The 18,822-nt window shown below is 67.2% G+C and carries 20 protein-coding genes and 1 tRNA gene; 11 read left to right on the top strand and 10 right to left on the bottom strand.

Features of this window, described 5'->3' with window-relative positions; translation table 11 throughout:
- The first annotated feature begins 194 nt into the window (after window positions 1–194).
- Genes pstC through pstB form a run of 3 tightly spaced genes read left to right on the top strand, consistent with a single transcriptional unit; the run spans window position 195 to window position 3,066 of the window.
- Window positions 195–1,127 (top strand): phosphate ABC transporter permease subunit PstC, encoded by a 933-nt coding sequence (gene pstC, locus BM372_RS09525; RefSeq protein WP_090954481.1) that lies wholly within the window; start codon window positions 195–197, stop codon window positions 1,125–1,127.
- Entirely contained in the window at window positions 1,128–2,237 is a 1,110-nt protein-coding gene (gene pstA, locus BM372_RS09520) for a phosphate ABC transporter permease PstA (protein ID WP_090954479.1), read from the top strand.
- Between the two features lie 49 nt (window positions 2,238–2,286).
- Complete coding sequence (gene pstB / locus BM372_RS09515; RefSeq protein ID WP_090954477.1) at window positions 2,287–3,066, top strand: phosphate ABC transporter ATP-binding protein PstB; 780 nt, start codon at window positions 2,287–2,289, stop codon at window positions 3,064–3,066.
- A gap of 52 nt (window positions 3,067–3,118) precedes the next feature.
- Here pstB and BM372_RS09510 read toward each other — a convergent pair whose 3' ends face one another.
- The 3 genes from BM372_RS09510 to BM372_RS09500 all read right to left on the bottom strand — a co-directional run bounded on the left by BM372_RS09510 (window position 3,119) and on the right by BM372_RS09500 (window position 5,779).
- Complete coding sequence (locus BM372_RS09510) at window positions 3,119–4,132, bottom strand: inorganic phosphate transporter (RefSeq protein WP_177235955.1); 1,014 nt, start codon at window positions 4,130–4,132, stop codon at window positions 3,119–3,121.
- Window positions 4,133–4,136: 4 nt separating this feature from the next.
- The gene (locus tag BM372_RS09505) at window positions 4,137–4,754 is read right to left on the bottom strand and encodes a DUF47 domain-containing protein (protein WP_090954473.1); all 618 of its coding nucleotides are present in this window, start codon (window positions 4,752–4,754) and stop codon (window positions 4,137–4,139) included.
- A gap of 371 nt (window positions 4,755–5,125) precedes the next feature.
- Window positions 5,126–5,779: a hypothetical protein gene (locus BM372_RS09500; RefSeq protein ID WP_090954471.1), complete on the bottom strand. Its 654-nt coding sequence runs from the start codon at window positions 5,777–5,779 to the stop codon at window positions 5,126–5,128.
- A 192-nt stretch (window positions 5,780–5,971) separates the two neighbouring features.
- On the opposite strand from BM372_RS09500, the gene BM372_RS09495 reads away from it, so the two are divergent.
- The 3 genes from BM372_RS09495 (at window position 5,972) to BM372_RS09485 (ending at window position 7,183) form a co-directional block, all read left to right on the top strand.
- A tRNA-Lys gene (locus BM372_RS09495) sits at window positions 5,972–6,044 on the top strand.
- Window positions 6,045–6,194: 150 nt separating this feature from the next.
- Window positions 6,195–6,692: a MarR family winged helix-turn-helix transcriptional regulator gene (locus BM372_RS09490; RefSeq protein WP_090954469.1), complete on the top strand. Its 498-nt coding sequence runs from the start codon at window positions 6,195–6,197 to the stop codon at window positions 6,690–6,692.
- Window positions 6,693–6,817: 125 nt separating this feature from the next.
- Window positions 6,818–7,183: a hypothetical protein gene (locus tag BM372_RS09485; RefSeq protein WP_143111451.1), complete on the top strand. Its 366-nt coding sequence runs from the start codon at window positions 6,818–6,820 to the stop codon at window positions 7,181–7,183.
- Between the two features lie 66 nt (window positions 7,184–7,249).
- Here the strand turns inward: BM372_RS09485 and BM372_RS09480 are convergent, their stop codons facing one another.
- Complete coding sequence (locus tag BM372_RS09480) at window positions 7,250–8,329, bottom strand: lactonase family protein (protein WP_177235944.1); 1,080 nt, start codon at window positions 8,327–8,329, stop codon at window positions 7,250–7,252.
- Window positions 8,330–8,599: 270 nt separating this feature from the next.
- Here BM372_RS09480 and BM372_RS09475 point away from each other — a divergent pair, with 270 nt between their 5' ends.
- A complete protein-coding gene (locus tag BM372_RS09475; RefSeq protein WP_090954465.1) occupies window positions 8,600–9,445 on the top strand; it encodes a putative protein N(5)-glutamine methyltransferase in 846 nt (281 codons plus the stop codon).
- Between the two features lie 45 nt (window positions 9,446–9,490).
- Here BM372_RS09475 and BM372_RS09470 read toward each other — a convergent pair whose 3' ends face one another.
- The 6 genes from BM372_RS09470 to BM372_RS09445 form a co-directional block, all read right to left on the bottom strand.
- A complete protein-coding gene (locus tag BM372_RS09470; RefSeq protein ID WP_090954463.1) occupies window positions 9,491–9,913 on the bottom strand; it encodes a YtxH domain-containing protein in 423 nt (140 codons plus the stop codon).
- 162 nt (window positions 9,914–10,075) lie between these two features.
- Window positions 10,076–10,339: a GlsB/YeaQ/YmgE family stress response membrane protein gene (locus BM372_RS09465; protein ID WP_090954461.1), complete on the bottom strand. Its 264-nt coding sequence runs from the start codon at window positions 10,337–10,339 to the stop codon at window positions 10,076–10,078.
- Between the two features lie 241 nt (window positions 10,340–10,580).
- Window positions 10,581–11,552, bottom strand: a complete 972-nt coding sequence (locus tag BM372_RS09460; RefSeq protein WP_090954459.1) for an aldo/keto reductase — start codon at window positions 11,550–11,552, stop codon at window positions 10,581–10,583.
- A 93-nt stretch (window positions 11,553–11,645) separates the two neighbouring features.
- Window positions 11,646–11,855, bottom strand: coding sequence for a dodecin (locus BM372_RS09455; RefSeq protein ID WP_090954457.1), 210 nt, complete (start codon window positions 11,853–11,855; stop codon window positions 11,646–11,648).
- A 52-nt stretch (window positions 11,856–11,907) separates the two neighbouring features.
- Entirely contained in the window at window positions 11,908–12,834 is a 927-nt protein-coding gene (locus BM372_RS09450; RefSeq protein ID WP_256214155.1) for an SGNH/GDSL hydrolase family protein, read from the bottom strand.
- 88 nt (window positions 12,835–12,922) lie between these two features.
- Window positions 12,923–13,633, bottom strand: a complete 711-nt coding sequence (locus BM372_RS09445; protein ID WP_090954454.1) for a FadR/GntR family transcriptional regulator — start codon at window positions 13,631–13,633, stop codon at window positions 12,923–12,925.
- A gap of 219 nt (window positions 13,634–13,852) precedes the next feature.
- Here BM372_RS09445 and BM372_RS09440 point away from each other — a divergent pair, with 219 nt between their 5' ends.
- The 4 genes from BM372_RS09440 to BM372_RS09425 all read left to right on the top strand — a co-directional run bounded on the left by BM372_RS09440 (window position 13,853) and on the right by BM372_RS09425 (window position 18,764).
- Entirely contained in the window at window positions 13,853–15,337 is a 1,485-nt protein-coding gene (locus tag BM372_RS09440) for a four-carbon acid sugar kinase family protein (protein ID WP_090954452.1), read from the top strand.
- A gap of 31 nt (window positions 15,338–15,368) precedes the next feature.
- On the top strand, window positions 15,369–16,268 hold the full coding sequence (locus tag BM372_RS09435; protein WP_090954450.1) for an NAD(P)-dependent oxidoreductase: 900 nt from the start codon (window positions 15,369–15,371) through the stop codon (window positions 16,266–16,268).
- 118 nt (window positions 16,269–16,386) lie between these two features.
- Window positions 16,387–17,853: a GntP family transporter gene (locus BM372_RS09430; RefSeq protein WP_090954448.1), complete on the top strand. Its 1,467-nt coding sequence runs from the start codon at window positions 16,387–16,389 to the stop codon at window positions 17,851–17,853.
- Entirely contained in the window at window positions 17,853–18,764 is a 912-nt protein-coding gene (locus tag BM372_RS09425; protein WP_090954446.1) for a class II fructose-bisphosphate aldolase, read from the top strand. Before BM372_RS09430 ends, BM372_RS09425 begins: the two co-directional genes overlap by 1 nt.
- Window positions 18,765–18,822: the final 58 nt, after the last annotated feature.

Genomic DNA, 18,822 nt, shown 5'->3' with positions numbered 1-18,822 from the left:
GATAGCCTGCGCCGCGAGGCATAGTGGAAACACCATCCTGACGAAGGTTCCCTGCTCCGAAACGGACGCCACAGGCGGCGCCACGGAGCAGGGAACTGACGCGTTTGTTCAGAACAACAAGAATTGCCGGACACCGGCTGCGCAGGCCTCCGCAGCCGGCCCCCGGCCCCCTATCCAAACCGAAGGACCGTGAAGTGACCACCACCTCCCTGACCAAGTCCCGGGGCGCGGGCCGCGCCGGTGACAAAGTCTTTTCCGCCGCCACCTTGGCAGCAGGGTGTCTGATCCTCGCCGTGCTCTTCGGCGTGGCACTGTTCCTGGCCATCCAGGCGTTCCCGGCCCTGGTTGCTCCGGCGGACAAGATCCAGGGCGGCGAAGGATTCTTCACCTACATCTGGCCGCTCGTCATCGGCACCCTCATTGCATCTGTGATCGCCCTGGTGATTGCCACGCCGATCGCCATCGGTGTGGCGCTGTTCATTTCGCACTATGCCCCGCGAAAGCTCGCCTCCGGCCTCGGCTACGTGGTTGACCTGCTGGCCGCTATCCCTTCGGTGATCTATGGCGCCTGGGGCGTTGCGTTCCTCGCCAAGGAGATCTCCCCGGCCTACGACTGGCTGGCCGAAAACATGGGCTGGCTGCCGATCTTCCAAGGCCCCGCCTCCGCCACTGGCAAAACCATCCTGACGGCCGGCATCGTGCTCGCCGTCATGGTCCTGCCTATCATCACCTCCCTGACCCGCGAGATCTTCCTGCAGACCCCCAAGTTGCATGAAGAGGCCGCGCTGGCACTCGGTGCCACCCGCTGGGAGATGGTCCGGATGACCGTGTTGCCCTTCGGCCGGCCTGGAATCATCAGTGCCGTGATGCTGGGACTCGGCCGCGCCCTCGGCGAGACCATGGCCGTGGCGCTGGTACTGTCCTCCGGTGCCCTGACCGCCAGCCTGATCCAGTCCGGCAACCAGACCATCGCCGCCGAAATCGCCCTGAACTTCCCCGAGGCCAGCGGGCTGAAGGTCAGCACGCTGATCGCCGCGGGCCTGGTGCTGTTCGTCATTACCCTCGGCGTGAACATGATCGCCCGCGGAATCATCGCCCGGCACAAAGAATTCTCGGGAGCCAACTAAATGACCTCCACCCTGACCCCGGTACGCAAACGCTCGGCACTGACCAAAGGGCAGTTGCCCAAGGCCGCTCCCTATATCGTCCTGGCCGTTGCCCTGGTCCTCGGCGCCGCCATCCTGGCGCTGATCGGCTTCAACGCCTTCGGCTGGGGAATCGTCTCCGCCATCCTCTTCGCCGCCGGACTGGTGGGCTGGAGCCTCGTGGTGGAAGGCTCCCGCAAGGCCAAGGACAAACTGGCCACCTGCCTGGTTGTGGGCTCGTTCCTGGTTGCCCTGCTGCCCCTGTTTTCAGTGATCTGGACTGTGTTGGTGAACGGGATCCCCGGGCTCCTGGATCCCGGCTTCCTCAGCACCTCCATGAACGGCGTCACCGGTGCCTTTGACAACAAGACTGTCGAGGAAGGCGCCCCGTTAGTGGGCGGCATCTACCACGCGTTCATGGGCACCCTGCTGATCACGGTGCTCGCGACCATCATCTCCGTCCCGGTGGGCCTGCTCACCGCGATCTACCTCGTCGAATACGGCGAAGACCGCCCGCTGGCCCGTGCCATCACCTTCTTCGTGGACGTCATGACCGGCATCCCGTCCATTGTCGCGGGTCTGTTCGCCGCGGCAGCCTTCTTCGCGGTGGTCGGGCCGGGCACCAAGACAGGCGCCGTTGCCGCCGTCGCATTGTCCGTGCTGATGATCCCTGTGGTGGTCCGCTCCAGCGAGGAAATGCTCAAGATCGTGCCCAACGAACTCCGCGAGGCGGCCTACGCCCTGGGCGTCCGCAAATGGCGCACCATCCTCAAGGTGGTCCTTCCGACGGCGATCTCCGGCATCGCGTCCGGGATCACCCTCGCGATCGCCCGCGTGATCGGCGAAACCGCGCCGATTCTGGTCACTGCCGGGTTCGCGACCACCATCAACACCAACGTGTTCAGCGGCTGGATGGCCTCGCTGCCCACGTTCATCTACACCCAGATCCTGAACCCCACCTCGCCGTCCAACCCGGACCCGTCCTCCGTGCGGGCCTGGGGCGCGGCCCTGGTGCTTATCATCCTGGTGATGCTGCTCAATCTCGGCGCACGCCTGATTGCCCGCATCTTCTCCCCCAAGACCGGCCGCTAGGCCCAGCCCCGCGTCCGCCGTTTATACCTCCAGCAAGTGAAGGAACACCATGTCTAAGCGCATCGACGTCAAGGACCTGAACGTCTACTACAGCAAATTCCTGGCCGTCGAGGGCGTCAACATTAACATCGACGCCAAGTCCGTCACGGCCTTCATCGGCCCGTCGGGCTGCGGCAAGTCCACCTTCCTGCGCACCCTGAACCGCATGCACGAGGTCATTCCCGGGGCCCGCGTTGAAGGTGAGGTGCTGCTGGACGGGGATAACCTGTACGGCCCCGGCGTCGACCCGGTCACGGTCCGTGCCCAGATCGGCATGGTGTTCCAGCGGCCCAACCCGTTCCCCACCATGTCCATCCGGGACAACGTGCTGGCCGGCGTGAAGCTGAACAACCATAAGATCTCCAAGGGCGAGGCCGATGTGCTGGTGGAGCGTTCCCTGCAGGGGGCGAACCTGTGGAACGAGGTCAAGGACCGGCTCGCCAAGCCTGGATCCGGCCTGTCCGGCGGTCAGCAGCAGCGCCTGTGCATTGCCCGGGCGATTGCCGTGGAACCCCAGGTGATCCTCATGGACGAGCCCTGCTCAGCCCTGGACCCGATTTCGACGCTGGCCATTGAGGACCTCATCAATGAGCTCAAGGACCAGTACACGGTGGTGATCGTGACCCACAACATGCAGCAGGCGGCGCGCGTGTCGGACAAGACGGCCTTCTTCAATATTGCCGGCACCGGCAAGCCGGGCAAACTGATCGAGTACGGCGACACCCCGACTATCTTCAGCAACCCGGCTGAGAAGGCCACCGAGGACTACGTCTCCGGCCGCTTCGGATAAACACCGGTGGGGACTTGCGAGGCAAGGGACCGGTGGGGGCAATCGATGCGTGCTACCGTCCTGCGAGCGGCGAGAGGGCCAGCTGCAGGACGAACGCGGCGGCGGCGCAGGCAACCGGCGTGAGGACCCAGAAGGCCAGGATGCGGATCACCAGCAGGCGGTTGGTGCCCGGGAAGCTTTGGTTGGCGCCGGCGCCGAGGGTCGCCGCCGTCACCGTATGGGTGGTGGAGACGGGCCAGTGCAGCCCGATCGCGCCGACGAGCAGCATCACCGAGCTGTAGATCTGGGCAACAAATCCGCGGATCGGGTCGATCCGGGTTAGCCGGTGCCCGATCGTGTAGGAAATCCGCCAGCCGCCGGCCAGCGTCCCGGCCGACAACAGGAGGGCCGTCAGCAGGGCGACCCACACCGGCACCGAACCGCCGTCGGAGAGCCCGGCCGCCAGCAGCGCCAGAACCACGACCAGGCTGGTGCGCTGGCCGTCCTGCAGGCCGTGTCCGAACGCCACGGCGCCTGCGGCAACGGCCTGGGCCATCCGGGACCGGGTGTTGACGACGTTCGGTGGCGTGTACCGGGCGGCCCAGCTGGCTGGCCAGGTCAGCAGGTATGCCCCGACATAGGCGATCACCGGCGAGACCAGCAGCGGCAGCGCCACCTGGTACAACAGGGACGCGTCGACCCCGGTGACGGAATGACCGCCGACGGCGACGCTCGCGACGCCTGCTCCGGCGAGCCCGCCAACCAGGGCGTGCGTGGAGGACGCCGGGATACCGCGCCACCACAGGTAGACGCCCCACAGAATGGCGCTGAGCAGTCCCGCCAGGAGGATGGTGAGGCCGTTCGTGCCGGCCGGCAGCGTCAGCCAGGCCTGGCTGACGGCCAGTACCAGGGCAGCGCTCAGCGCGGCGCCGATGAAGTTGAACAGTGCGGCCAGCAATACCGCCACCGTGGGGGTGAGCGCCCGCGTCCGCACGGCGAGGGCAACGGAGGAGGATGCGTCCCGGAAGCCGTTGAGGAACGCGAAGGCCCCGGCGCACACCAGCACCAGGGCAAGGAAAAAGAACATCACGTCAGGATTCCTTGACGATGATGCTGCCCACCTGGGTGGCGATCCGGCGCATGTCCTTCGTGACATCCACGAGCTGGTTCGCGATGTCGCGATGGCGCGCGTACGTCATCGCCTTCATGTCGTGGAGCATGTCCGCAACCCAGACTCTGTGCGTGCGTTCGGCACGTTTGGCCAGGCGCAGGATCTCGATCCAGTAGTCCTCGAGATCATCGAGATTGTTTAGCTGCCGCATGGCCTCGACGGTGAGTTCGGCCTGCCTGCTGATGATTTCAAGCTGGTCCGCCGCACGCTTGGAGAGCCGCTCGAGCTTGTAGAGGGACACCAGCTCGGCGGCGGCATCGAGTTTCTCCAGGGCTTCGTTGAGGTACCGGGACAGCGCGTACATGTCCTCGCGGGGGAGCGGGTTTATGAAGCTGGTCCGCATGTGGGTCAGGAGGGCGAAGTGCAGCTCCGCCGATTTGGCCTCATGGTTGTGCATGTCCTCCACGAGCCGGGCATGCTCGCTGGCCGGTGCGCCGAGGATCTCCGAGAGGGTTCCGGTGGCCAGCGTGATCTGGCGCGCCATCTGGGCGAGCAGGTTAAGTCCGGCGGTCTCCTGCGGAAACAGGCGCAGCTTCACAGGGTGTCACCGGTCTTCCGAGGAGAGTTTTGCGGGTGCAGTCGGCCGCCCGTGTGACTTGACGGTGGCCTGCGCATGCCCCTTACTTTACCGTCCGACGTCGCCGGCACGTGCGCAGGCGACGCGACTGTCCCATAACCAAAGGGCTCGGCGCAAAGAGGCACAAAAAATGGTGCCGAACCGGATACGCCTCTCGGCGGTAGGCCGCTCTAGGCGGCTAAATGTTGAAGCCCGGGGGTTTCGCGGTTCGGCACCGCTTTTAGTTTTCTACGTCGCTTCATCCAAGTCAACATTGACAGTGGGGCCCGGCCGTGCGTTCCCGGGCGGCGCCTGGCGCCCATCCGCGGCCTCGCGGACGCCCGGCCGCCCGCCTAATCGAGTTCGCCGAGCCGCCACGCGTTCGCGGCGTGCTCAAGGTCCTCCGCCGTCTTGACCAGCAGGTGCGAGTTGCGGGTGAGCTTGCTGGCATGGACTTCGTTGCTGTGCTCGGCCCCATCGGCCAGGGTTGCCTGGCCCAGGGCCACCACCCGGCAAAACGCTGCGGAGCGTTCAAGCGCAACGTCGAAATCGCCGTCGAACGCGCCGGAGAGGATGGCGTCGGCCATGGTTTTCATCTCGTCCGCGCCCGGCGGTTCAGCGGCACCTGCCACTACATGCGACACCTGGGCCGTGTCCTTTCCCGCCTTGAAATACACGGAGATCCGCTCCGGATCCTGGATGGTAGCTGCCCGCAGGGCATACAGCCGCCACAGGGCGCCGGGGAGTGACCGGGCCGGGCTTTCGGCCCACATTTCGGCGATCGCCTCCAGGCCCTGCTCGTCGGCAAGCTTCACCAGCCGCCTGGTCACCTTGGGGTCGTCGCTGTCTCGGCCGCGGCGCACCAGGGCCTGGGCGGCAAGATGGGCCGCCTCCGAGACGCGGGCGGGATCGGCCCCGCCGGCAAACGGCTCAAAGTCGATCGGCGCGAAGGGTTTCGGCTTGTGGTGCCGTGGGCCGGGGACGCTGGATCCTGCGTGCTCGTTCATCCCACCACGCTACTCCTGTGCCGCCGGGGAATCGAGGACGGCCGGCCGGTGCAGCCGATGAAGCCCCACGCCGGTGCGGACCGGAGTCATAAGCCGGGCCAGGTCTGGGGTACAGTGTTAACGTTCAGAAATGGACTGGGCTGAAACGCGCCGTCGCCACGGATTTATCCGCTGCTTCGGAGCTATCAGTTGGGGCCTTTAGCTCAGTTGGTAGAGCATCGGACTTTTAATCCGTGGGTCGTGGGTTCGATCCCCACAGGGCCCACTCTTTTAGCGAAGAGTGGAACACCCCGGTTTCCTGGCAGCAGGGACCGGGGTTTTTTGTGTCCGCCGCCGGACCGTGCGGACTGGCCGCGGCGCTGCGGCCGCCGGGATTGTTCGGCTGGCTAGATATCAGTTCAGCTAGGATTGCCGGATGGATTCCCATGGTGCGCCGCCTTCCGGAAACGTGCATGGCCGCGAGGGCGGGGTGGACGCCGCTGCGGCCGTCCTCCAGGCCCTTAGGGAGTACGCGACCTCGGAAGCGGCGACGAGGCGGTCCTCCCGCGACTCGATGGGAATGGGGGAGACCGACCTCCTGGCCCTGCGCTACCTGCTGCGTGCCGAAGCGATTGGGGAGCGGGTCGGCCCCAAGGATCTCAGCCGCGTCCTGGGCATCACTACCGCTTCAACGACTTCTCTGATCGACCGCCTGGTGGCCAGCGGGAACGTCCGGCGTGAACCGCATCCAACCGACCGGCGCTCGCTCGTGATCGTGCCGACGATCGCCACTGATTCCGACGTCCGTGCGGCTCTCGGCCAGATGCACCGGCGGATGATGGACGTGGCTGAGTCGATGAGCGCTGACGAGGCCCGGGTGGTCATTTCGTTTCTGCACCGGATGGGATCGGCCATGCGAGATCACCGGCCTTAGGGCGCGCCGCCCGGAGATGCGGGACCAGCCGGCGCGTCCAGCTAGTTAGCCAGTCTAATTATATGTATGCTTACTACTTGGTTTTTTCGATCTCAACTGTTCGACCTCAACTGAGAGTAGGCGTCGTGGCTGAAACCCTAACCATTGCCGGGGAACCCTGTGATGACCCGCCGCTGAAGGGGCGCGGGGCACTGGCGCTCGTGGATCCCGGTGTAACACTCCCGGATCCGATATTCCCGCACATGACGCTCCCGGACACGGTTGCCCGGGATGTCTTGCCCTGGACGCCGGAAGGCCGGGCACCGCTGCACTGCGGGTCACCCATGGAGTGGCGCTCGCCGGAGCCGGCCGCAATGGCGTCCTACTCGTTCGAGCCCGCCGGCCGGGCCGCGGCCCTCCCTGCCCTGTGGCGCTGCCGATGCGGCTTCCAGCTGGACGGCTCCGGCCAGGAGGCCGTGGTGCCGGCGGCGGCCGCCTGGCAAAGCCGCTGACCCGCCTCGCCGCTGCGGCAACGGGACCTTAACCCCTCAATCCCGCAAACCTCAATCGCGCATACTTCAATCTCGCGGCGCAGGCCCGGTTCGCGCCGGCACCAGCGCGGTAGGGGACGGCACCTGCAGGCGGCCCCGGGGCTTGCCCGGCAGCCCGGTTTCCGCGTCGAGCGGGAACGTCACGATGTCACCGGACCGTTCGTGGGCCACGTGGAGCCATCCATCGCGGACCAGGTGGTGCCGGGGCCAGTCGCCGCCGCTGGCAACGTCGGCCAGCGGGCGCAGCGCCGCGCCGTCGGCCTCAACCTCCAGCGCACTGACCCGGTTCGAGCCGCGCACGCCGACGTAGGCGTGCCGGCCGTCGGCTGTCAGGGCGATTTCGGCCGCCGAATCTCCCGGCAGCGCCCCGCCCGCGGTGGCCGGTCCGACGAAGACGAGCTGGAAGTCCCCGGAGTCCGGCGACTTCCCGGCCACGGCCACCTGAATCGAATATTCGGTCACCACAAAGACATGCCCGCCCTGGTGCTGGACCAGGTGCCGGGGTCCGCTGCCCTGGGGCAGGACCACCTCATGATCCAGAACCAGCCCCGGCGCCGGTCCGCGGCGGACAGTCCAGATCCGCAGCAGGTCGTGACCGAGATCGGTGGTCATCACCCGGCCGTCGGCCAGCATGAGCGCGGCGTGGGCGCGGCTGGGCCGACGTTCTGCGCCCGGCGCATCACCGTAGGGGTCGCGGGAGGGTGCGGCGGCTGCCCGGTGCAGGATTCCGCCGTCGCCGTCGAGCTCGTACAACAGCACCTGGCCGTCGCCCCAGCAGCAGACCACAAGGAAGCGGCCGGAAGGCTCGACGGCGGCATGGCAGGCCGCCTCGCCGGCCTGCCATGCCGGGCCGGCGGGCACGAGGCCAAACCCGCCGGAGTGGCGGTAGGCCCGGGCCGTCCCCGCCTGCTCGGCCACGGCATAAACCATCGGAAGTGAGGGGTGGACGGCCAGGAAGGACGGGGAGTCGGCCGCCGCCGCGTCACCGAGCCAGCGCAGGGCGCCGTCGGCCATCATGGTGACTGCGCCGATTCCCGTCGCGCTGCCGCCCGAGTCTGCCGTGTAGGAGCCGGTCCAGATGAGGTCCTGTTCAGGGAAGGATTCCATGATGACATCCTGCCAGCCACGGACGGCGCGGCGTCGTTAGGCCCCCGGATCAACAGCCGGTTTCGCCCCGACCAGGCGCCGCGGAATTGTTTCATCTCCCAGGCGCCGCGCGCGGCTGCCTTGGGTAGCATGGGGAGTCCGAGCAACTGAAGCGCAAGGAGGTGGGTCGCATTCACGCAAGTCCAGAAAGGGTGCCCTCCCTGCGCTGCCGGCCTGCCGGCCGCGGCTAGCTCACGTGGGGCGTCTGAGAACAGGCCATAGGGCGCTCCCATGCCAGTAGTCCGTCCGCATTCCCCGCACCGGGATTCCCCGCGCGACACCCTCACGGCCAGGCTTCGGGCGGCGGGATGCGTTTTCGCCGAAGACGAGGCCCGCCTGCTGATCGACGCGGCCCGGACGTCCGAGGAACTCGAGGCCATGGCCGACCGGAGGGTTGCCGGCCTGCCCCTTGAACACATTTTGGGCTGGGCGGAATTCTGCGGACTCCGCATTGCCGTCGCTGCCGGAGTCTTCGTGCCGCGGCGACGGACGGAATTCCTCGTCCGGCAGGCGGCCGTGCTCCTGGACGCATGGCGCCAGGAGGCGGGCGGGGCCAGCCGCGCAGCACCGGTAGTCGTCGATCTGTGCTGCGGGTCCGGTGCCGTCGGGGCGGCGCTTGCCGCGCGCTGCGGGCCCGTCGAGCTTCACGGCGCCGACGTCGACCCCGCAGCCGTGCGCTGTGCGCGCAGCAACATTCTGCCCCTGGGCGGGGCGGCCCACGAAGGCGATCTCTATAATCCGCTGCCGCCGGAACTCCGGGGCCGCGTCCGGTTGTTGGCCGTCAATGCCCCTTATGTTCCGTCGGCGCAGATCGAAACCATGCCGCAGGAGGCGCGCCTGCATGAGCCGCGGGCCTGCCTCGACGGCGGGCCCGACGGGCTGGACCTGCAGCGCCGGGTAGTCGCCGGTGCGCCGCAATGGCTGGCGCCCGGCGGCCACGTGCTGATCGAAACCAGCCGCCGGCAGGCCGCGGAGACGGCCGCGATTCTTCGCTGCCACGGACTGGCACCCCGGGTGCTGCGGTCGGAAAAGCTGGGGGCCACGGTGGTGGCCGGCCTGCTGGATTCTCCCGCTTAAGGGCGGCTACGCCGCCGCTTAGGCCAAGCGGCGGCGTACTCCGGCCTAATAGGGGCGGATATCCGGATCGATGTTGGTGGCGGGGCTGGCCGGAGAGGGCCCGCCTTCGTCAGGCCGGTCCTGTCCTTCCCTGTCACTAAGGGCCGGGTCGGAACGGAGGCCGGGGGCCGTCGGAGGGGTTTTATCCGCCGCGGATCCGCTGGTGGCGTTCGGCTGGCCGGCGTCGCGGTGAACGGCGGAACTGATCACGGTCCCTGCCCGGCGGGCGGCCTCGGTGAGCTGCTCGGAGACCTCGGGTGCCTTGTCCTTGACCACCCCGGCTGCCGCCGCGACCTTGTCCTGGACAGGCTTGCTCTGCCAGAGTTCCGTGCTGCGGGCCTTGAGCTTTTCATACGCTGCGCGGCCGGACCGTGAGCCCAGCACGTAGCCTGCGGCCAGCCCGACGCCGAGAAGAAGTTTGCCCTTCATTCTGTGCTCCTGTTCCTTGAAGACTTAAATGAATAATAGACGTTCCTGACAATGAGCGCGCGGCCCAAAATATACGGTCATGATGCCGCTGCGCTCGGAGGGAATTGTGCGAAAAAGCCGGCCCCGGGAAAACCCGGGACCGGCTTCCGGCCTCACTCCGCGTTAGCGAACCGAACGCTTGGAGATCATGCCGTAAACGAGCAGGACGATGATCGCACCGCCGATGGCCAGCAGCCAGGTCGACAGCGAGAAGAACTCGTTGATGCCCACGTGGAACAGTGCATTGCCAATGAATCCACCCAGGAGTGCGCCGACGACGCCCAGGATCAGGGTGATCAAAATGCCACCGCCCTGACGTCCCGGCAGGATTGCCTTAGCAATTGCTCCGGCGATGAGGCCCAGAATCAGAAATGCGAAAAAACCCATTTTATCGTTCCTTCTTCTTCATTGAGGAGGCACCCGGATCCCGGGTGCGCTTCATCCTTCTGCCCTAATACTAATCATGCTTACTATCAAAGTTCCACCCGGCACCCCGCAGGATTCTTTGAGGCGGGGCAAAAAGCACCGAATTTACCGGGCCCATTCACCCGTTTCACGCCGCATTCATGCAGCGTCCACACGGCGTAAGTGGTTTCCTCCCACGCAGGCCGCCGCCGCAAGTAGCGGCCTACCAGGCGTAGTCTTCGGGGGCGGTGCGGTGGCCCGGGAAAATCTCGTCGAGACGCTTGAGTGCATCGGCGTCGAGCCTTAGTTTGTGGGCCCTGATCGCTGCCTGGAGCTGCTCCAGGGTGCGCGGGCCGATGACCGGAGCGGTGACTGCCGGCTGGTGGAGCAGCCACGCGAGGGCCACGTCGCCCGGTTCCTGGCCCAGTTCATCGGCGAAATCCTCGAAGCGCCGGATCTGCTTCTGGTGCGCCTTGAGCGCCTCGAGGGCGCGCCCGGCGGTGCGGCGGACGCCGGCGCCCTCCTTTTTCAGCACCCCGCCCAGCAGCCCGCCATGCAACGGCGACCACGGAAGGAGCCCCAGCCCATACTGCTCGGCGGCAGGAATGACTTCCAGTTCCACGTCCCGGGTCAGCAGATTGTAGATCGACTGTTCGCTGACCAGCCCATTATAGTTGCGGCAGGCGGCTGTTTCCTGGGCACGGGCAATGTGCCAGCCGGCAAAGTTGCTGCTGCCGGTGTACAGGATTTTTCCTTGCTGGACGGCCACCTCGATGGCCTGCCAGATCTCCTCCCAAGGCGTGTTTCGGTCCACATGATGGAACTGGTAGAGATCGATGTAGTCCGTCTGCAGCCGCTTCAGACTGCCGTCGAGCGCCCGGCGGATATGCAGGGCCGAGAGCTTGGACTCGTTGGGTCTGTCCGTCATGGTGCCGAACAGCTTGGTGGCGAGCACCGTGCGCTCACGACGCTCGCCTCCCTGGGCGAACCAATTGCCGAGTATTTCCTCGGTCCAGCCGCGGTGGCTCGAACCGCCGTATACGTTGGCGGTGTCGACGAAGTTGATTCCGGCAGCCTGCGCGGTGTCCAGGATTTCGAAGGCCTCCGCCTGCCCGGTCTGCGGACCAAAGTTCATGGTGCCCAGGCACAGGCGTGAGACGGTGAGGCCGGAGCGGCCCAGATGCGTGTAGCGCATTAGCGCTCCTCTCCGTCCTGACCTCCTCCGCCCTGACGTGTCGCGGGTTCCCTCCGGCGGTGGATCGGCGCGTGGTCTGGCCGGAGGCTGGTGTCAGCGCTCCAGGCGGAAGCCGAGCTTGATAGTGACCTGCCAGTCGGCGACCTGCCCGTTTTCAAGGTGGCCGCGGATTTCCTTGACCTCGAACCAGTCCAGGTTCCGCAGGGTTTTGGCGGCCTCCGCAACGCCATTCCGGACGGCTGCATCGACGCCCTCGTTCGAGGTTCCGACAATTTCAGAAATGCTGTAAGTGTGATTAGACAACTTCGCTCCTCGTGATCGCCATCGATGCCCGGCTGCGGGCCGTTCCTGCAGACTAGCCGACGGAACCCGGCCGGACTAGGGGTGCGGGACCGGGGGTCCCGGGCGGCGGGCCCGGCAGCGGGCGCTTGGCCTGCCGGGGCAGGATGTCGGCCCGCGGCCTGATCCGGTTCACCATCCAGGGCAGCATGTAATGGGCCACCCAGGCCAGGTCTCCGGCCCGGGCTTCCCGCCAGTTTCCGGGCGGCATGGGACGGGGCTCCAGCGGCCGCAGGCGGTGCGGCGCGTTCAGGGTGTCCAGGACCATGGCGGCAATGGTGTGGTGTCCCAGCGGCGAAAAGTGGAGACGATCCGGATCCCACATTCGCGGATCGGTCAGTTGCCGCAGCGCCCACAAGTCAGCGATGACGCTGTTGTGCCGGGCGGCGATGACGCGGATGTTTTCGTTGAAAACCGCCACCTTCCCCCGGACGTGCCCGAGCACGGCGGTCTCGCCCCAGTCCGGCCCGGTGAACAGGACCACGGTGGCCCCGGTGGCGGAGAGCGCCGCCACGGCGTCGTCGAGGGTTGCGACGAGACGGTCGGGATCGCCGCGGTGGAACAGGAGGTCGTTCCCGCCGGCGGAGAGGGTGACGAGGTCCGGTTTCAAGTTCAGGGCCGGTCCGAGTTGCTGCTCAAGGATGTCGCGCATGACCAGGCCGCTGATGGCCAGGTTTGCGTAGCCGAAATCGCCGCGGCCCTCGCCGAGTTCCTCGGCAACCCGGTCCGCCCACCCTCGCATGCCGCCCGGGCTCAGCGGCTCCGGGTCTCCGACGCCCGCCGTAAAGGAATCACCCATGGCCACATAGCGGCCCCAGGGAGCTGAGCGCCTGTCTGGATGCCCTCCTGAGGAACTCCGATCCCCGGGTTGCCACGGCCCCGCGGTGTGGAGTTTGGCGCCGGTATGGCCGGCGTCTGGTTCAGGGAACCTGGCGGCGTTCACATCATCAGCAATACGCCGATAATGCATGCCGCGGTAGGTACTTATGCCCCTAGCGAGGCGTTGCAGCGCATCCCCAAACGCATCCGCCTCAGGCGGTACCTTGGGCCAGGACGTAGGTCTTCAGGTCATCAAGGGTCTGCTGCATGTGGGCGTCCATGGCGTCGCGGGCGCGGTGCGGGTCGCGGGAGGCCAGGGCGTCCACGATGTTCTGGTGGTGCCCGATGGCATGCTTCTGGATGTCGGGCACTTTGGACGTCTCGGTCCGCCGCTTCTCCAGGACGCGGTGCAGCGGTTCGAACAACGCGGCGACGAAGACGTTTTCCGAGGCCTGCAGGATGAGGTCGTGGAAGGCGAGGTCTGCCTCGACGAAGGCCGCCAGATCGTTGCCGTCGTGCGCCAGCCGCATCCGTTCGACGTGCCCGCGCAGCATCTGGATGTCCGGATCCGGCATGCGTCCGGCGGCCAGTTCGCAGGCGCCGCTCTCCAGCATCCGGCGCAGCTCAATGAGCTGAATGGCCGCTGAGGCGTCGTTGGTGCCTTCCGAGGCCGCCCGCAGCACGGCGTCAAGGGAACCCCAGCGGTTCACCGGGTTCACGAACGTGCCGCGGCCGCGTTCCACGCTCAGGATCCGCTGGGCTTCGAGGGTTTTCATGGCCTCGCGCACGGTCATCCGGCTGACTTCGTGCCGGGAACTGAGCTCCAGTTCGCCGGGGACGCTCGCGCCGGGCGGAAATTCGCCGGCAATGATCCGGTCCAGCAGTTCGTCGGCCACAACGCCGACCAGCGATTTCCTAGCCAATTCTCCCCGTCCAGCGACTCCGCTTTGACTGATGTCGTACCCGGTGCGTTGCCTGTCGGCGTGCTCCCTGACGGCCAAGTCTACTTGCGCGTCCTTGTGCCATATGCCACACTAGCACCTGAATATAAGATGTCTGACATCTTACATTTAGACCCTTGTGGCGGTTCCCCCAAGAGCCGCGGCTTTCCACCGATTGATCCCCACACAATGGAGTGAATAGTGCCCCTCGAAGCAGACGTGCTGGCCGCCTTCCCGGCGGAAGTACAGATCCCCGCCCGGCTCGTGGCAGACAGCGTGGCGGCCTCGTCAGAGGCATCCCCGCGCGTCCTGGTAGTGCTCGACGACGACCCCACCGGCACGCAGTCCGTGGCGAACCTGCCCGTGCTGACCCGCTGGGAAGTGGCGGATTTCGCCTGGGCCTTCGCTTACGAAGTCGACGGCCAGCACCCCCGCGCCGTCTACGTGCTGACCAACACCCGCAGCCTTGACCCGGCAGAGGCGGCGTCCCGCAACGAGGAAATCGTCCGGAACGCCCTCGCCGCCGCATCGGCTGGTCCGGCGCTGCGGCTCAGCTTCGTCAGCCGCAGCGATTCCACCCTCCGCGGCCACTTCCCGCTCGAACCGGACGTCATTGCGGCCACCGTCACCGCCGTCAACGGCGAGGCGACGGACGGCGTCGTGATTGTTCCCGCGTTCCCCGACGCCGGACGCGTGACGATCGGCGGCGTGCACTTCACCCGCGGCACCGGCGAGAACGCCGGGCAGCTCACGCCGGTGGCCGACACCGAATTCGCCCGCGACGCGAGCTTCGGCTTCGCCAATTCGGAGATGGCCAAGTATGTGGAGGAGAAGTCGCAGGGCCGGTTCCCCGCGGACTCGGTGATCGTGCTGGACCTGGACATCATCCGGGCCTCCACCGATCCGCAGATCTCCGCCAAGGCCATCGCCGACGCCATCGACGCAGCCGCGAACTCCACGCCGATCGTGGCCGATATCGTCACCGAAAACGATCTCCGCGCCCTGTCACTGGGGCTGGAAGAAGCAGAGCGCCGCGGCAAAAAGCTGCTCTACCGCGTCGGGCCGCCGTTCGTCCGCGCCCGGATCGGCCAGGAAATCCGCAGCGAACTTACCGGCGAAGAGGCCTACGCCGGCAACACCCCTTCCGTTGCCGGCGGCCTCATCGTGGTCGGCTCACACGTCGGCGTCACCACCCGCCAGCTCAACGCCCTCACCGAACAGCACAGCGCGGCACGGATCGTGGAGATCGACGTCGAGAAGCTGCTGGGCGACAAGGCAGCGGAGTACCTCGACGAAACCGTTGACACGGTGGTCGCGTCCCTCCGCGGCGGCGACGTGATCGTCCACACGAGCCGGCTGCTGATCAAGACGGACGACGCCGCAGCGAGCCTGAAGATCGCCCGCACCGTTTCCGCCGCCGTCGTCGCGGTGGTGAACCGCACGCTCAAGACGTTCCCGCCCCGCTTCGTGATCGCCAAGGGCGGCATCACGTCCTCGGACGTCGCCGCGCACGGCCTGGAAATCCGGCACGCCATTGTCCGCGGCCCCATGCTGCCGGGCATCGTCAGCCTCTGGGAACCGGTGGACGGCCCGGCCAAGGGCATCCCGTACATCGTCTTCGCCGGCAACGTGGGCGATGACCAGTCCCTTGCCGATGTCACGCGCAAGCTCAGCAACACTTTCTAGTCGACCAACACGTCATTCGATGGAGAACACCATGACCAGCAACTACACCCTCACCGTCCTGGGCCTCGGCGCCATGGGCCTGCCCATGGCCACCCGCCTGGCAAGCCAGCTCACCGTCCACGGCTTCGACATCGCCGAGCCGCGCCTGAAGCTGGCTGAAGAGGCCGGCATCCGCACGTTTGACTCCGCCCGGAAAGCCTCGGAAGGCGCCGACGCGCTGCTGCTGGCAGTACGCAACGGCGAGCAGCTCAATGACGTCCTCTTCGGCGAGGACGGCGTGGCGTCCGTGCTGAAGCCGGGCGCCGTCGTGATCCTGGGCAGCACCGTGGGCACCGACGCCATCCCGGCCACAGTGGACCGCCTGGCCGAATTCGGCGTCGAGCTGGTCGACGCCCCGCTATCCGGCGGGCCCAAGCGTGCCGGCGAAGGCGACCTGCTGATCGTGGTGGGCGCATCGCCGGAGGCCCGGGAAAAGGCCGCCCCGGCCCTGGACCTGCTGGCCTCCACCCTGACCGTGGTGGGCGACAAGCCCGGCGACGGCCAGGCCCTCAAGACGGTCAACCAGCTGCTGTGCGGCGTCCACATCGCCGCCGCCGCAGAGGCCCTGGCCCTGGCGGACGCCCTTGGACTGGACCAGGCCAAGACCCTCGCCGCCCTCGAAGCCGGCGCGGCAGGCTCCTTCATGCTCTCAAACCGCGGCCCGCGCATCCTGGAGGCCTACACCGAGGATGGCGCCGAAGTCCTCAGCCGCCTGGACATCTTCGTCAAGGACATGGGGATCGTCGGCAAGGCCACCCGCACGGCCGGACTCGCCGCGCCCGTGGCCGCGGCAGCCGAGCAGCTCTACCTCCTCGGCCAGGCCCAGGGCCTGGCTGCAGCGGACGACTCCGCCGTCATCAAGGTCGTCGCCCCCACCAAGCGCACCGCCTAAGACGGAAATTCCGCGGACGACGGCGGCGGCCCCTCCGCCGTCGTCGGTCCTTCCTTCACACCTTCCTGCTTGAGACCTTTCCGGTCCGAAATTTTTCCGTCCGAGGAGACAACCCGTAATGACCCCCCTGCTCAATTCCCTGATGGTGCGCGCCGCCGACGCGCCCGTCATCAAGCCCGCCGTGGAGCTGGGAACTCCGCTGCTGCTGACCATCGCGGCTGCCGGCGTCGCCCTGCTGCTGCTGATGATCATCCGCTTCAAGATCCAGGCCTTCGTGGCCCTGCTGACCGTCAGCATCCTGGTGGCCGTGGCCGCGCAGATCCCGCTCAAGGACGTCTTCACCGTCGTGGCCAACGGGGTGGGAAGCACCATGGGCAAGGTGGCCCTCCTGATCGCCCTCGGCGCCATCCTCGGCCGGATGATCGAGGTCTCCGGCGGCGTGCAGTCCCTCGCCGACCACTTCACCGCCAAGCTCGGCGCCCGGCGGGTGGCCGTGGCCCTCACCGCCGTCGGCTTCCTCGTCGCGATTCCGGTGTTCTTCGAAGTCGGCGTGATCGTCCTGGTGCCGATCGTCTACGCGTTTGCCAAGATCGCCAAGGTCCATCCGGTGAAGTTCGGCCTGCCCATGGCCGGCATCATGCTGGCCATCCACGTGGCCGTGCCCCCGCACCCGGGGATCGTTGCCGGCGCCGGCGTGCTTGGTGCTGACATCGGACTGATCGCCCTGATCTCGCTGACGATCTGTGTGCCCCTCGGTTTCCTGTCCTACTGGGTTGCATCCATCATGAACCGCAAGACCTACGAACTGCTGCCGTCCGTCAAGAAGCAGGTGGAGGAGTTCGGCTCCGGCGCCATGGTCCGCGTTGGTCACGAGGGCCCGGGCAGCAAAGCGATTGCACCGCCCCGGCCCGGAATGATCATCTTCCTCATCGCCACCCCGATCGCGCTGATCCTCCTTGGCACCGTGGGCACCCTAGTGATCGACAAGAACGACTTCTGGTACGGCGTCGCTGCCTTCGTTGGCAACCCGGTTTTCGCCCTCCTCGTCGCCGTTGCGCTCTCCTTCTTCCTGCTGGCCGTCCGCCGGCAGTGGTCCCTCGTGGAAACCGGGGAGATCTTCGAAGGCGCGCTCCCTCCAATTGCCTCCATCCTCATGGTGGTTGCCGCAGGCGGCGTCTTCGGCAGCGTCCTGCAGGTGAGCGGAATCGGCAAGGCCCTTTCCGAGTCCCTGGACACCCTGGGCGTGCCGCTGCTGCTGCTTGGCTTCATCATCTCGCTCGCCCTCCGCGCCGCCCAGGGCTCGGCCACGGTGGCCATCGTCACCACGGCCGGCCTGCTCTCCTCGGCCGTCACCGGCGGCGGATACTCACCGGCGCAGATTGCCGTGATCACGATCGCCATCGGCTTCGGCGCCCTCGGCCTTTCGCACGTGACCGACGCCGGCTTCTGGGTTGTGGTGCGCTACTACGGCCTGACCGTCGCCGATGGCCTCCGGACCTGGACGGTCCTCACCACCGTGCTGGGCCTAGCCGGCTTCGCCCTGACGTTTGTGGCCTGGATGCTGGTGGGGGGACTGAGCGCCTGATGCGGACCCGACTCGACACCCTGGTCAGTGCCGCCCTGCAGCAGGGCGCGGCGGTGCCCGCGTTCACCTGCTACGACTTCACCACCGCGCTCGCCGTCGTGGGGGCCGCGGAGGAGGCGGGACGCGGCGCCATCCTGCTCGTCGCGCCGAAGACCGCGGCCGCGCCCAACGGGCTGCGGCTGATCACGGCGCTCCGCGGACTCGCCGACGCCGCCGCCGTCCCGATCGCGGTGCAGCTGGACCACGCCGCCGACCTGCAGGTGATCGGCGAAGCCGTCAGCGCCGGGGCCGACTCGGTGCTGGTGGACGGATCCTCACTGCCCTACGAGGACAACATAGCCCTGGTCCGGGACGCCCGTGCGGCCCTGGCCGCGCAGGGGAGCACCGACGTCGTGATTGAAGCTGAACTCGGCGGACTTGCCGGCGACGAGGACCGGGCCTTCGGGACCGGCGCCGAGGCCGACGCCGCGCACAACGCCGCCGGCAACGCCGCAGGCAATGCAGAGGCGGATGAACCGGCCGGCCTCACCGACTCCGCCCAGGTGGAGGACTTCGTTGCCCGCACGGGCGCGCAGCTGCTCGCCGTCGCCGTGGGCAACGTCCACGGAAAGTACAAGGGGGAGCCCCGGCTGCGCTGGGATGTGCTGCAAGACATCGCCGTGCGGACCCGGATCCCGCTGGTCCTGCACGGGGCCTCGGGCATCCCGGCCGAAGAACTGGTCAAGGCCGCTTCCATGAACGTGGGCAAGGTCAACTTCAATACCGAACTGCGGACCGGCGTTTTGGCGGTCCTGGAGGAACAGACCCCCGCCCACCGCGCCGACGGCGAGAACCTCCAGGCGCTGCTCGGCCACTGGAATGCCTCCGCAAGGACCTTCGCGGCCACCGCCCTGGCGACGCTCTCCCGCTAAGGACAGCCAGAGGCACCACACGGCGGACCCGGGCCCTCCTGCTTAGGAGGACCCGGGT

The organism is Arthrobacter sp. ov118, from assembly GCF_900116495.1.
Classification (GTDB): domain Bacteria; phylum Actinomycetota; class Actinomycetes; order Actinomycetales; family Micrococcaceae; genus Arthrobacter.
This window is presented reverse-complemented; position numbering and strand designations above follow the sequence as displayed.